General features: G+C 39.4%; 12 protein-coding genes. 9 read left to right on the forward strand and 3 right to left on the reverse strand.

From position 1 onward, the window contains the following. Positions 1-40: 40 nt before the first annotated feature. From JOD18_RS12630 to JOD18_RS12640, 3 genes are read right to left on the reverse strand one after another with little or no spacing between them, the layout of a single operon-like run. Positions 41-325 (reverse strand): PTS sugar transporter subunit IIB, encoded by a 285-nt coding sequence (locus tag JOD18_RS12630; protein WP_204669392.1) that lies wholly within the window; start codon positions 323-325, stop codon positions 41-43. Continuing rightward, the gene (locus JOD18_RS12635) at positions 318-770 is read right to left on the reverse strand and encodes a PTS sugar transporter subunit IIA (RefSeq protein WP_204669393.1); all 453 of its coding nucleotides are present in this window, start codon (positions 768-770) and stop codon (positions 318-320) included. The genes JOD18_RS12630 and JOD18_RS12635 overlap by 8 nt, the downstream gene beginning before the upstream one ends. After that, the gene (locus JOD18_RS12640; protein WP_204669394.1) at positions 767-2,674 is read right to left on the reverse strand and encodes a BglG family transcription antiterminator; all 1,908 of its coding nucleotides are present in this window, start codon (positions 2,672-2,674) and stop codon (positions 767-769) included. Before JOD18_RS12640 ends, JOD18_RS12635 begins: the two co-directional genes overlap by 4 nt. A 599-nt stretch (positions 2,675-3,273) precedes the next feature. On the opposite strand from JOD18_RS12640, the gene JOD18_RS12645 reads away from it, so the two are divergent. The 9 genes from JOD18_RS12645 to JOD18_RS12685 all read left to right on the forward strand — a co-directional run bounded on the left by JOD18_RS12645 (position 3,274) and on the right by JOD18_RS12685 (position 14,072). Next, positions 3,274-4,428 (forward strand): XylR family transcriptional regulator, encoded by a 1,155-nt coding sequence (locus tag JOD18_RS12645; protein WP_204669395.1) that lies wholly within the window; start codon positions 3,274-3,276, stop codon positions 4,426-4,428. A 354-nt stretch (positions 4,429-4,782) separates the two neighbouring features. Continuing rightward, on the forward strand, positions 4,783-6,111 hold the full coding sequence (locus JOD18_RS12650; protein ID WP_204669396.1) for an ABC transporter substrate-binding protein: 1,329 nt from the start codon (positions 4,783-4,785) through the stop codon (positions 6,109-6,111). A 267-nt stretch (positions 6,112-6,378) separates the two neighbouring features. After that, on the forward strand, positions 6,379-7,332 hold the full coding sequence (locus tag JOD18_RS12655) for a carbohydrate ABC transporter permease (RefSeq protein WP_239588102.1): 954 nt from the start codon (positions 6,379-6,381) through the stop codon (positions 7,330-7,332). A 16-nt stretch (positions 7,333-7,348) separates the two neighbouring features. Beyond that, positions 7,349-8,176: a carbohydrate ABC transporter permease gene (locus tag JOD18_RS12660; protein WP_239588103.1), complete on the forward strand. Its 828-nt coding sequence runs from the start codon at positions 7,349-7,351 to the stop codon at positions 8,174-8,176. Between the two features lie 752 nt (positions 8,177-8,928). Next, positions 8,929-10,056, forward strand: coding sequence for a Gfo/Idh/MocA family protein (locus JOD18_RS12665; RefSeq protein WP_204669397.1), 1,128 nt, complete (start codon positions 8,929-8,931; stop codon positions 10,054-10,056). Between the two features lie 32 nt (positions 10,057-10,088). Continuing rightward, entirely contained in the window at positions 10,089-10,946 is an 858-nt protein-coding gene (locus JOD18_RS12670; RefSeq protein ID WP_204669398.1) for a DUF6807 domain-containing protein, read from the forward strand. A gap of 63 nt (positions 10,947-11,009) precedes the next feature. After that, positions 11,010-11,804, forward strand: coding sequence for an SDR family NAD(P)-dependent oxidoreductase (locus JOD18_RS12675; protein WP_204669399.1), 795 nt, complete (start codon positions 11,010-11,012; stop codon positions 11,802-11,804). Positions 11,805-12,414: 610 nt separating this feature from the next. Beyond that, positions 12,415-13,590 (forward strand): spr1629 family repressor/antitoxin, encoded by a 1,176-nt coding sequence (locus JOD18_RS12680; protein ID WP_204669400.1) that lies wholly within the window; start codon positions 12,415-12,417, stop codon positions 13,588-13,590. A gap of 44 nt (positions 13,591-13,634) precedes the next feature. After that, complete coding sequence (locus JOD18_RS12685; protein WP_204669401.1) at positions 13,635-14,072, forward strand: SRPBCC domain-containing protein; 438 nt, start codon at positions 13,635-13,637, stop codon at positions 14,070-14,072. Positions 14,073-14,249: the final 177 nt, after the last annotated feature.

The raw sequence follows: 14,249 nt of genomic DNA on the forward strand, positions 1-14,249 counted from the left end.
GATGCGCTGCCTCTCTCTTAACGAACTTTTTGAACATCTTTTATTCACTTTTTATTTCTGCCTGTGCCTTCTCTTTAATCTCTGCCTTATCGACAAAGCTGTTGATGACGACAACAGGTGTACTGGTGGCAGACTTGATATTCCCGGCTAATTCATTGCTTGTAAAAATATAATCACAGCTCGTTCCTGTTGCAGAGCTTACATCTCCAGTAAATACATCTGCTTCAATTCCTAAATCCTTTAGCACCGCATCCAAGTTCATCTTTAATACCATAGAAGATCCTAACCCAAAACCACACACCGTCATTATTTTTAATTTACTCATTTGTAACACTTCCCTCTGTTATAATTTGATATGCCTCTTCGGCAGAATTTACTTCCCTCAGCCGTTTGACAGCTTCTTCTTTCATAAGAAAAATAGATAATTGTTCAATCATTTTAAGGTGAGATTCATCCCCTTTTGCCGAGAAAGAAAACACCAAATCAACCGGGTCATTCTCCTTACTGTGAAAGGCAACAGGTTCCTTTAGAATAGCTAAGGCTAAGGCATTCTCAAATACACTTGCACTTGGTCTGGCATGTGCTATCGCAATCCCTGGCGCAATCACGATATAGGGACCATTTTTTTCTACGGATTGAATCATGCTGTTGACATAATCCTCTGAAACCGCACCAGATCTTGCGAGTAATTGACCGGATGCTTGAATAGCCTCTTTCCAGTCATCTGCTTCTACTTGTACTGCTATATGATCCTTTTCTAAATCCTTCAATTCTTCTTCCTCCACTTCTCCTTGCTGACATGCATTAATTGATCGAGGACTTCCTGGTTCTCCAGGTATCGATATAACTGTAAAAAATCTTGATTATGTGATTCTTTTATGGCTAGTACAATAATGATTTTAACCTGTTCTGGATTTTTCGAGCCAAACATAATCTCTTCCTCAAAAATGGTCATACTAATTCCTTCTTTGCACACATTTTCAGGATGTGCATGGACAAAGGCTACCTTTGGGAGAAATACCATGTATGTCCCATTACGCTCAACAGACATAATCATTTCTTGAATATAGCCTTGTTTGATATAGCCTGCTTCTAACAACGGCTGGGCTGCTATGGTGATGGCCTCATGCCAGTCCTGTGTATGACGGTAATGTATTTGTTCGTCAAACAAGGTTGGCACGACAGAAGTCGGCTGGTGGTATACCTCATTAAATCGTTTAAGCTGTTTGCGATTGACAATTTTATGTGCCTCATGCTGGATTTTGGCCTTCTCGTCGTCCAATAATAACGGACTGACGCGATAGGTTTTTATATTACCCGTGTGTTGTGCCGGCAGCTTACTTGTCGTTAGAATAAAATCAATCTCTCCCAGATCCAATTCCTGCTCTAATTCTTGGGAATTGACTACACGCAATAAATTAAAGCCCGGCTCAATATGTTCCAGTTTTGTCATGAGAATAGAAGAAGTGGCTAATCCCGTTGTACAGATTACAATTACGTTCGGAAAATATCTTTTATTATTACTTCTTTCCATTGCAGAACTGATGTGCATTGTAAGGTAAGCTACTTCTGCTGCAATTAATCGGTAACCAATATCTAATGTAATTTGATGAACCATCTCATAAATAGCACGAAACCGTATCTTAATCTCCTCAGTATAAGGATTGTCAATTTCTGTACCTTCTTCAATCCTTAGGAATGCTGATTTTACATGATACATTAAATCATTCATCAATTTCTTATCCGCAGACAGATTCACCTGAAGTATGCTCGATATTTGATCAATGAGATAACGGCAAAAGGCGTATTCCTTTTTATAATGATCCAGATCATTGGCCTCGAATTTGTACTTCACTACTTTGATTTGGTCAAAGATTTGATGGATAAAATTTAGCTCATTTTCCAGTAGCTCTTGATCTCCTGATAATTGAGCTAAATAAGCAGATACACTGCCTGTAACAGGATTCTTAATCCGTTGTTTTTTTGGAATAAAAACCATCTGCTGCTCCTCTGCCCGGCGTTTCCACCATATGAAGAAGATCATAAGGGATTGTTTGGACTCTTCACTGTACATGACTCCCCGCTCCTGTTCACAGGAGGCCATCCATTCCATAGCTAACGTTTGTTCTGACTCGTTTACTGCTAACCACTTAGACACAGTATCTAAATTGGTACTCTGCCTAGTTAACCAATAAAAAACGGCCTTTCGCTTGCTTCGCTCAGTGCCATAAATGAATAAGCCTTTTCTGACTTCTTTAGAAATTTGCAGGCCAAACGGATCGAACAGCTCCTCCACTTCCCGCAAAAGATGCTGTACACTGGTCCGGCTTAAGAAGAATTCATCTGCAATCCGCTGTACCGTTACTTTTTTATGCACAAGCAGATAGAGACTAATCATCGTCAATTGCACATTCCTATCAAGAAAGGAATCGGTAAGTTCGAGCGACTCGATGATTTTCTCCTTTTCCTCACTGTTGGCTAGGAGTAAGACCCCTTTCCCTGGAGTCCTTTTCAGCGAACTGCCCCTCCCTTCCAGAAAACTTGTTAATGCGTCTAAATCATTGCGAATGGTTTTCGTACTAACCTCCAGCCACTTGGCCAGAAACTCCACCGTCATAAATTGGCTACTTTCGATAAGCTTTGCTAGCAATTGCTTTTGCCTAGTAGATAACATGTTTATCACCCTTACTGATAGTCTAATACGTAGGGCGGATCATCGAAAGAACAAAGATTGACACAACTGTGGCAAAAAGTATTCCTTCTTTTATTCTTTGTTATTTAATCTTGGTTATACATGAGTTTTTGGCGGAAAATGGAGTAGGGTTCTTTCTTTTTAAAACTTTAATTTTTTTATAAATTTTAATAAAAACTTTAAATAAATAAATAAAAATCATATCATTTTGCCTTTTTATGAATTAAAATATAAATGGAGTCTTGTAAAAGAGTTGCCAGGGAAACACTTGTCAAACAGACACTATCGTGTAGCCATTTGTGGAATATGGAAAACGAATGCCCCCAGCATTTGATAATTACCAAGATGCTTTTAGAAAAAGACTCAACAGTTCATTGCATTCCTAATCATCTCCTCTAATACAAGTGAATAAGCTCCAAGCACTGGGACAGATCATTTTCTGTACTTGTAAATAAACAACTGCACAAAAATCAATTAATAATGATCAGAAATTTCATCAAAATTTACTTAACCCGTATCTTTTTCAGCGTTTGAATGGGAAAAATACCAGACTTAAGTCTTTTGTAAATGAGGGTGGGAAAATGAATTCAAAGTATAAAAAGAATCCAAATTATCATGTTGCGTTAATTATTGAAACCTCCAACGAGTATGCACGCGGGCTGCTCCGAGGAATCAAAGAATACTTGAATGAAAACCGTCCCTGGTCGATATATTTGGGGGAACATAGCAGAGACCATACCGATCTAAGTTGGCTAAAAAATTGGAAAGGCGATGGAATTATCGCAAGGATAGAAACAAAAGAAATTGCCTCGATTATAAGTGAGATTAATCTTCCTACTGTGGATGTGAGCGCTGACCGCTTTTTGCCTCACCTTCCTTGTGTTGAAACCGATAATCAAGCAATTGCTCATATGGCGGCTGATCATTTAATCAGTAAAGGTTTCAAACATTTTGGCTTTTGCGGTGAAATGCAATTTCCTTGGGCTAGACAAAGATGCCAGTTTTTTATCGACTATTTAAAAGATAAAGGGTTTCCATGTCACACATTTGAATCAAGTCGAAATAAGTCATGGACAAAGGATAGAGAAGATATGGCTTTATGGCTGGAATCATTGCCTAAACCAATTGGAATTATGGCCTCGTATGATATTTTAGGACAAAAATTGTTAGAAGCATGCCAGCTTGCTAATGTGGCTGTACCTTATCAGGTAGGCGTAATAGGTGTGGATAACGATGAGCTGCTTTGTAACTTGTCAGACCCTTCGTTATCAAGTATTGTTCCAGACACACTAAATACCGGGTATAAAGCAGCTGAGATTTTGGATCGAATGATGGCTGGGGAACAGGTTGAACCAGAGCTTCATTTATTTTCTCCCATGAAACTTTTCACAAGGGTTTCTACCGATGTTGTCACAGTGGAGGATACACTAGTTTCTGAAGCAGTACAAATTATTCGAAACCATGCATATGAGGACATTAAAGTAGAGGATATTCTTAAACATGTCCTTGTTTCACGCAGTGTTCTTGATAATCGATTTAAAAAGGCGTTAGGACGAACCCCTCACCAGGAAATTATGGAAATAAAGGTAAACCTGATGAAACAATTACTATCTGAAACTGATCTGCCTTTATCTTTAATCGCTGAAAAGATAGGCTTCAAACATGTAGAATACATGAATGTGCTCTTTAAAAGAAAAACAGGGCTAACCCCAGGCCAATATAGAAAGTTTAACTAATAAAAACGTACATAAATCCAGATGGAGTTTTACACAATTTATTGAAAAACAAAACAGAAGTCCATAACATCATTAAAAAAATCCCCCCTCTGCTATAACGACTGCCAGTAATAAATTGATCCCAATTAAATACGAAAAATCTAAATAAAGAAACGTAATATCTCATAGACTTTAAATTTCTAATTACCTATACTAGCGTTAATCAGCTGTACTAAAGTAAAAATTATCCATTGTAAGCTTTGTACTTTATCTAAGCATAATGGCGTTATTAGAAAGGGGGTATCTTTAAATATGATTCTTAGCCCTTGAAAAAGGGAGTTACAAGCACCTAAAAACATAAAGGGGGAAATAATGATGTTCAAATTTAATTGTATGCGCTTACCCGCTCTGTTAGTTTCATTATTCATTCTATTCTTTGTTTTTGGCTGTTCTGCTGAGGATAGTGATACTGCGGACAACACTGGATCGTCTGAAGATGGAGTAACTCAAATAACATACTGGCACAATTGGGAAGTAGGACCAGGTGGTGAAGAGATTAAACAGTCTGTTGCAGCATTTAATGAATCACATCCAGATATAGAAGTTACACCGGTATATGTAGCTGCCGATGGCGGAGACTCTGTTTCCTCTAAGCTCGTTACAGCGGTTGCGGGAGGAAATCCGCCCGATGTCATGCTTGCAAGTCGCTATGGCATTGCCGAATATATGGATTCACTAACCTTGCTAAACGATCTGGCTGAGCGAGATGGAATAACCGAAGACATCTACTATGATTGGGCATGGGGAGAGTCAACATTTGAAGGTAATATATTAGGACTTCCATATGATGGAACCTCAAGAGCATTATATTATAATAAAGATCATTTTGAAGAGGCTGGATTAGATCCTGAAGATCCGCCTACCACAATTGAAGAATTAGAAGAGGCGGCACACCAGCTTACCAAACAAGAAGATGGGCGATTTACCCAGTATGGGATGATTCCCTGGCTAGGTGAAGGCTGGTTATATTCATGGGGCTGGTCTTTCGGAGGCGAATTTGTCGATGAGACTAATCAAGTGACTGCCGACAACCCTAAAGTTGTAGAAGCCTTGGAGTGGATGACTGATTTTGCTACCGATTTGGGTGCTCAGAATGTACTAAGCTTTGCAAATTCGGAAGGAAGTGACGCCCAAGATCCATTCATCAGTGAACAAGTATCTATGGTCGTTCAAGGTAACTGGATTATGGAACAAATAGAGGAATATAATCCCGATTTAAATTATGGCGTGACTTATATTCCTACTCCAACTGGTGATAATTTTACTACATTCTTAGGCGGAAGAGCATTAATCATACCAAAAGGAGTGGAAGGAGAACAATTAGAGGCAGCATGGGAGTTTGTTAAATGGCTAAGTTCTACAGAAGATGGGCAAAAATTCAAGGAAATTAAAGGAGAGTATTCTGTTCTTCCTGAAGTGAACGAGGAACTTTATGGCGATATTCCTAATCACCAGCCGTTTTTGGATGTCTTGCCAAATGGGAAGCATCGACCGGTTGTACTAGCTGGAAATATGATGTGGGATGAATTGGCAAAAGCACCTGATCTAGTTCTTGATGGGCAAGGTACGCCTCAGGAAATTTTGGATCGGATCAATGAAACCATTAACAATGCAATTGAACAGGAAGAAGCTAGGAGAGAATAAACTTCGTTCAGTGGGGGTTAGACGCATAGGATGTGCTAGTACAGACGTTGCGACACGACATCGTGAACTTAGTCCGCTTCCTCTTTCCTCCACTGAACATTAGTTAAACCAATCAAGCAGTTACTGGCTGTTGAAGCTCTGACATATTCCCTTATTTCTTGAAATGGAAATTCTATAGCCAGTTACACTGCGACAAAATGCTATATTTACACACATGAAAAGGGGATCTCTCCCCTTTTTTAAAACAAAAATAGTATGGGGGTAATCATGATGAAGTCACCTTCACTAGCAAGCAAACTGCAGCACAAACAAGGCAGTAAAACAAGAGTGAAAAATAACATCGAAAGCAAGCGTTCCAAATATGGTGTTATCTTCGCTCTTCCATGGATCATTGGATTATGTGCCTTTTATTTCTACCCATTACTTAGTTCGATGTATTACAGTTTTACAAATTATAATATTTCTGGCTTTTCTCAATTCGTTGGACTACAAAACTACACCCAATTATTTAAAGATCCAATGTTTTGGACGGGAATCAGTAATACGTTTTTTTATGCATTAATGCAGCTTCCTTTAAGTGTCATGCTGGGCGTTTCTATTGCTTTATTGCTCAATATGAAAATTAAAGGTCAAGGCATATTTAGAACATTATTTTTCATCCCCTCTTTAGTGCCAGCCGTTGCGGTTGCTATTTTATTTCAATGGTTACTTGAAGCACAGTTTGGTTTGGTGAATTATCTGTTAGATTTAGTAGGAATAGCCGGTCCAGGGTGGCTGGGAGATCCAACATGGGCGAAGCCTTCCATTGTAATGATGTCTTTATGGATTATCGGGAATACCTTCTTAATATACCTTGCTGGTTTACAAGATATTTCACAAGAATATTATGATGCAGCCGAAGTAGATGGCGCCAATCCACTTCGAAAAATCTGGCATATTACACTGCCGCTTTTAACCCCGGTGATTTTCTTTAATGTGGTAATGGGATTAATCAATGCCTTACAAGAATTCACCTTACCATACACGTTAACATCTGGAACGGGGTCTCCTGCAGATTCACTAATGTTCTACAGCATGTATTTGTATAACAATGCCTTTTTGTATATGAGAATGGGCTATGCTTCCGCTATGGCTTGGGTCTTATTCATACTGATCATGCTTATCACATTGATTATATTAAAAACCTCCAAACGATGGGTATTCTATCAAGGAGATAACTAAAAGGGAGGACTTTACGTTGAAGCACAAAAAATCAAAAAGGGTATTGACCTATATTTTTATTAGTGCTGCCGGGATACTATTTGCGCTCCCCTTCTTCTGGATGGTCAGTACAGCTTTAAAACCTAATGTTCAATTGTTTAGCTATCCGCCTGTTTTGATCCCAAATCCAATAGAATGGGAACATTTTTTTAATGCGATTACCATGATCCCTTTTTTCACCTATTTTAAAAACTCTTTAATTTATTCTAGTTTATCCACTTTGGGAGTTGTGGTTTCTTGTCCAATCGTAGCTTACAGTTTAGCAAGGTTAAAATGGAAGGGACGGGACACCCTTTTTGTTATTACACTAGCAGTGATGATGATTCCATTTCCTGTAACGATGGTCCCTCTCTTTCTGTTGTTTTCTCAGCTTGGGTTAGTAGGAGGGCTATTACCACTTATATTACCCTTATGGTTTGGGATGCCGTTTTTCATTTTCTTAATGAGGCAATTTTTCAAGCAATTGCCTAACAGCTTAGAGGATGCGGCTCGAATGGATGGCTGCTCTGAATTTGGCATATTTTTCAGAATTATGCTTCCCATATGTAAGCCCGCTATTTTGACCATCGCTTTGTTTCAATTTATGTTTTCATGGAATGATTTTTTAGGGCCTTTGATTTATCTAAGTGACCCTTCCAAATACACACTTCAGATTGGTTTACAACAATTTCAGCAAACAGAAAGTACTGCTTGGGGGCCTCTAATGGCTGCTTCTGTCTTAATTGCCGTTCCAATTATAGCGCTTTATTTCTTTGTGCAAAAAGCCTTTGTCAAAGGGATTTCTTTAGGTGGGGTAAAGGGGTGATAAAAAACAGTTTTCAACTCAACTTTCGCACACATAAATAAACACTTACACCTTGCTATCAATGTGTAAGTGGGCACTCCATTAGCGCACTTGACTTATCATTATTTTGACTGAATAAGCGTGCGAAGATTCGCTCCGGCCAACCACTCCGCTTTCCATGGGGACAGCCTCAGGACTGGATTGTCCCTAGGATAGCTGATCTGATTACTCTTGATCGCGTAATTAACATCCAGCAACTTTTCAAACGTCTGTTATCTATTTACCATTCCTTAATGAACAAGCAGAAGATATTCACCATGTTAGGAATCACAAACGTTGTAGAAGCAAATCCTAGCGAAGGCCGACCGTTTCGACTCCTGAGGGATTCGCATGCTCTGAAGATCCACTTTTACCAAGTGATCTGCTTGGCAAAAGTTAGCTGAGGAGCATGCCCCTCGGAAAGCGAAACGGTCAGCCGCAGCGGCTGCCTTGCTCTCGATAACTGCTATAAGTCAAAACCTATGCTGTTTTCTTTGTCAAGAAGTGGATCGAAATAACCACCAATGCTTATGTCTATGGATGGGAGGCCGTTTTCGAGGTGCGAAAGTTGAGTTTTTGAGAAATATAATCATTTTGATCATCCATAGCCCTCAAAAATCTAAATAAAGTAACGTGATATCTCATAGACTTCCACCTATTAATTGACTAGATTAATAGTGAGACATGCAATTGGTTCTGCCGATTGCCAAATTTAGGATCAAGGAGGGCTTTGATTGGAAAAAAAACTAAAGATAGCCATTGTAGGACTGGGATTTGGAGCTGAATTTATCCCTATTTATCGAGATCATCCAAATACAGAGATGTATGCTATTTGTCAGCGAAATGAGGGAAATTTGAATAAGATTGGTGATCATTTTAACATTGAAAAAAGATATTCCGATTTTGATGAGTTAATCCAAGATAAGGATATTGATGCCATTCATATTAACTCACCTATCCATTTGCATGCGGAACAAAGCATTGCTGCACTGGAAGCAGGAAAACATGTAGCCTGTACGGTGCCAATGGCCACATCTATTGAAGAATGTCGGCGGATTATTAAGGCGCAGCAAAAACACGGTAAAAACTACATGATGATGGAAACAGCCGTGCAAACAAGGGAATTTTTATACGTCAAAGAATTGCGAGATAGAGGTGAGCTGGGTCGGATACAATTTTTAAGAGGAGCTCATCAGCAGGAAATGGCAGGATGGCCTGGATATTGGGAAGGACTTCCCCCCATGCATTATGCTACTCATGCAGTAAGTCCCTTATTAGCTTTGGCTGAAAAGGAAGCAGAATATGTCTCCTGTTTTGGCTCTGGAAAAATAGCGGAGCATTTAACAGCCAAATATGGCTCCCCATTTGCAGTCGAATCAGCTTTGTTTAGGTTAAGAAATTCGGATTTAGCGATGGAAGTAACCAGATCATTATTTGAAACTGCTCGTGAATATGTGGAAAGCTTTGATGTTTATGCCGATAAGAAAAGTTTCGAGTGGCAGCAATTAGAGTCTGAAAATCCCGTGGTCTTCACCGGAGAAGATGGAGAAAGAGTGAAAATACCTGATTACGCTCACTTACTGCCGGAGTCTATTCAGCGTTATACGACAGAAGGAGTATATGATTCTGGAGACAACAAGCATTTATCTTTTACGCAAGGAAGCGGTCATGGAGGATCACACCCGCATTTAGCTCATGAATTTGTTAGCAGTATTCTCGAAAAGCGAGATCCCTTTCCTAATGTTTTCACCTCGGCAAACTGGACCTGTGCAGGGCTTTGTGCACATGAATCAGCTATGAAAAATGGAGAAATTATTAAATTGCCGATATTTAAGGAAGGGATTTCAGACAATTATTCCTGAGAAACGATCATTTACTTAAGGAGGTGATGTATATGGAACATAACCATGCAAAAAAGAGTGACTTGCGAGCAGAAAGCTCAGAGCAAATAATTAGTATTTACCGCTATAATGACAGCGTTCCCATTATTACACAACATGCTAAGACAGAGAAACGTCCCTACATTCATCCCATGGCTGCTCCAGATGGTGTGGGAATATTAACGGAAGATGCTCCATCTCATCATCCGTGGCAGCACGGGCTTTATTGCGGATTCAATAATATTAATAACATAGGATTTTGGGAAGAGGGATTAAGAGGAGGATATGACGGCACTATCCATCCAAAGTCATTGGCCCAACCAATCATCAAAGAAAACACAGCAAGATGGAAAGTGGAGACCGACTGGCTTGCACCAGATGGTACACATATGATCTCAGAAGAACAAGCTTGGACATTTACAGACCATGGTGAAACATATGAATTAGACCTTGTTTGGTCTTTGCAAGCAGAAACATCCCTTACTTATGGTCAACATATTGCTGGCGGGCTTTTTCTGCGGATGCCATTCAAAGAAGAACTTGGCGGCAAAGCAATAAATAGCGCTGGCCAAGAAAATGAGAACGCTGAAGCAAAATATGCCAACTGGGTTACTGTAAGTATGCCGATTGAAAATCGTAACGATTGGGCGGGGATTGCTATGATGAATCATAAAGATAATCCTCAACATCCTGTTACTTGGAGGGTAGATGACCAGCTCGGATTTTCACCAAGCCGGTGTATTAGTGGAGAGTGGACGCAAGCACAAGGAACAACAGAAACGTATAAGCATCGCTTGTTTGTCTACTGTGGTCAGCCCGATATCGGACAAATTGAAAGAAGTTGGAACTCCTTTAACGATAGTGTAGTTTAAACTTTGGATGAATAAAAGGATAAGTTTTTCAATTCAAAAAACTTTAAGAATGGGGCTGAAAATATGACAGGAAATCGATTAGAAAATAAAGTGGCAGTAGTTACCGGAGGTGGTTCAGGCATTGGCAGAGAGACATGTCTCCTGTTTGCCGAAGAAGGTGCAACGGTTGTAGTAGTAGATCGTTATGAAGCAGATGCTGAAAATACAGTAAAGCTCATTGCTGACCAAGGCGGACCGCAAGCAATCGCAGCCACCGCAGATGTAGGCAGTGAGAAAGATATCGCTGCAGTAGCTTTAGAAGTAAAAAATAAATTTAATAAAGTGGATATTCTTGTTAACAATGCCGGGGTACGTGTATTTGGACCAGTCACCGAAGCAGATGAAGAAACATGGCAGTTTATCTTTGATATTAACTTACGTGCAGTCGGTTATTGCTGCAAACATTTTATCCCTATCATGTCCCAAAGCGGCGGTGGCTCCATTGTCAACGTCTCATCTGCAAATGGTGTAGTCGGACGTCCCGGTATGGCATTATATGATGCCACTAAAGCTGGTGTCCTTGCCCTTACACGGTCGATGGCATGTGATCATGCCGACGAACAATTGCGTGTAAATGCTATCCTCCCTGGGCCTACCCTTACCGACTATCACATAAAAAGAGCGGAAGCGGCAGGACAAGAACTGGATCAGAGTGTGACTAAACCAAACCCTGAAGGACCAGGGATCCTTAAACGCCAAGGAACTCCGCGAGAACTAGCTTATGGGATTCTTTTCTTAGCCTCAGATGAAGCCTCCTTCGTAACAGGAGCATGCTTAAATGTAGATGGCGGACTTTCTGCACTGGCGCAGAGAAATTAAGCGATCTGGAAAGGTAGAATCAAGACTGTATACCAGCAGCTGCCACCCCAGAATCATCAAGTAAGTTGATGATTCTGGGGTTTTCTATGATCATTTGGTTGACTATGATTAGAAATATTAGGATAATATTGTTATAACTTGATATTTGCAGTTAAAATGCGGTAGATCTTTTATTGCTTCACGAATTTTTCCCCCTATTTTCATATTTTCTTTCCAATATTAACAGACAATGCTTTACCAGCAACTCTTTAAATCCAGCTGTGACAGAGGCTTTGCTTTTTAAATATATGAGAAAATTCCATTCGCAGGTATTCTTTACTTATTATATGGGGACAGCCTGTCAAACCTCTGAGATCATGCATGATCCGGAAATTTCGACAGACAGTAAAGCTTACTGACTAGCAAGGTTTTCCATACCTGTCTCGTGCAAAAGTAATATATGAGAAACATGAAGTTATTGCTCCTAAACAAGATCATGATATAATTGACCCTGCAACATGGGATACTGGAAAATTTGAAAAAGTAAGTAACTGATCACAATACAAGCAGCAAAGGATTATTTTCTTGCTGGTTAACAGTCTCACTTTATTTTAAGATAAGGGGGAGCCTTATGTTTATTGGTGAAAATCTAACCAATCTACGTATCATGAACGGTTTTTCACGCAAACAGCTCTCTGATATGTTAGGTGTAACAGAACAAGCCATTTGGCAATATGAACATAATTATACAGCGCCGAAAATGAACTTGATAAACGATTTAACATCCATTTTCCACGTGAAAAGTAAATACTTTTATAAACTGGATGCACTGAGCCGATTCACCGAATCAGGAAATATCCCCACTTCCAATATTGCCTATCGCTCACAGATTATTCACAGCACTTCAAAAACAAATTCTGAAACAAAACATATGGAGTTTCTGGATAGCCTGGTAAATTATTTATCCACTAAAGTAACCTATCCAACACAAATGATCATTCAATTAAGGGATCAAGTCATTGATTACCTCAATGCTACTTCAGATAAAAGAGATGTCCAAATCAGGAAGACGGCCGATCTCGCACGACAGGAATTAGGGCTATGTCTGAACACAAACAGTGACCTTATGTTCCTCATTGAAAAAAGCGGTGTATTTATTTTTGAAAAAGCACTAGGTGAAGATATCGGTTCTTACAGCACCTGGACCAAACGTGACTGTCCTTTTATTATGCTGGGACACCTCAAACGATCAGCAGCTCGACGGAATTTTGATATGGCTCATGAACTTGGACACCTGCTGCTCCATTATCAAGTCGAATTTACTAACTTAAATCGCAAGGAGCATAAAGCCATTGAAAATGAAGCAAACCAATTTGCCAGCGCCTTTTTATTGCCAGAAAAGACATTTAGAGAAGACATGAAGGATATTTTTCATCTGACAAATCCAGATGCTTATCTCGATTTGAAAAAGAAATGGCAAACATCCATGCAAGTGCTTGGGTACCGGGCTGCTGATTTAGGTATACTAGAAGCAAAAAAACATCGTAATTTTTATGCGGCTCTTCACAGGAAAGGTTATTTAAAACAAGAACCATTAGACAGCGAACTGTCTGTTCAACTACCGCAAAAAATAAAATCAATTATTAATGTACTGGCCGTAAAAGGAATTATTGACATTCAGCAGATGATAGAGATAGACTGGATGGTGGAAATTGATTTCTTTTATCGACTCACTGGGATTGAACCTAATTTTTTTCGACAATACATGATTAAAACGCAAGATTTTGAATTTATTCAACCAAAGTAATTTTCATGGCATATATACTCTATAATGAAAGGATGATACTGATTATGACCAAAAACCTAACTGTATTCGCCGATATATTGATCGATGCTCCCCCTGCTAAAGTCTGGGAAGTCTTAGTTACTCCCAGATATGTTGCCCAATGGGACGAATTACCGGAAGATTATCCACAGGAGCCAATGACAGTGGGGAGTAAAGTAGTCTGGGAGCTTCCTAATGGAGAACAATCGATCACCACTGTTAGCAAGGCAGACCCTGAAAACGAACTGGTTATTGACCTTTATGGTACAGCGTGGAAGGTAACACCAGAAGCAGGAGAAGTTGCTTATCAATATAAACTCGAAAAACAAGACAGCCAGACATTGCTGAACATCCGCATCGGTGATTTCGCTATAATTGAAAACGGGGAAATGTACTATGCAGCCTCTGTTGAATTTGCAGAAGAGTCGAAAAAGACCATAAAGACGCTAGCAGAAGAGCTGTAATGGTTATCTAAAACTGATAATTACGATAGACATTGCAGCACATATTAACAATCAAATAATGTCATAAAGATGGCCCTACTACTGATATGCTCCCTTTATAGTAGACAGAGAAATAATAAAAATTCTCACCTATTATGAAGGGAGTATTTTGTATGTCTAAAAGAATGACCAAACAGG

Source organism: Gracilibacillus alcaliphilus (assembly GCF_016909015.1).
Classification (GTDB): Bacteria; Bacillota; Bacilli; order Bacillales; family Amphibacillaceae; genus Gracilibacillus; species Gracilibacillus alcaliphilus.

What these genes read in the sequence shown, in the direction of transcription:
- JOD18_RS12630 (WP_204669392.1), bottom strand. Translation starts at nt 325, where the DNA reads ATGAGTAAATTAAAAATAATGACGGTGTGTGGTTTTGGGTTAGGATCT.
- JOD18_RS12680 (WP_204669400.1), top strand. Translation starts at nt 12,415, where the DNA reads ATGTTTATTGGTGAAAATCTAACCAATCTACGTATCATGAACGGTTTT.
- JOD18_RS12645 (WP_204669395.1), top strand. Translation starts at nt 3,274, where the DNA reads ATGAATTCAAAGTATAAAAAGAATCCAAATTATCATGTTGCGTTAATT.
- JOD18_RS12650 (WP_204669396.1), top strand. Translation starts at nt 4,783, where the DNA reads ATGTTCAAATTTAATTGTATGCGCTTACCCGCTCTGTTAGTTTCATTA.
- JOD18_RS12655 (WP_239588102.1), top strand. Translation starts at nt 6,379, where the DNA reads ATGATGAAGTCACCTTCACTAGCAAGCAAACTGCAGCACAAACAAGGC.
- JOD18_RS12675 (WP_204669399.1), top strand. Translation starts at nt 11,010, where the DNA reads ATGACAGGAAATCGATTAGAAAATAAAGTGGCAGTAGTTACCGGAGGT.
- JOD18_RS12640 (WP_204669394.1), bottom strand. Translation starts at nt 2,674, where the DNA reads ATGTTATCTACTAGGCAAAAGCAATTGCTAGCAAAGCTTATCGAAAGT.
- JOD18_RS12670 (WP_204669398.1), top strand. Translation starts at nt 10,089, where the DNA reads ATGGAACATAACCATGCAAAAAAGAGTGACTTGCGAGCAGAAAGCTCA.
- JOD18_RS12685 (WP_204669401.1), top strand. Translation starts at nt 13,635, where the DNA reads ATGACCAAAAACCTAACTGTATTCGCCGATATATTGATCGATGCTCCC.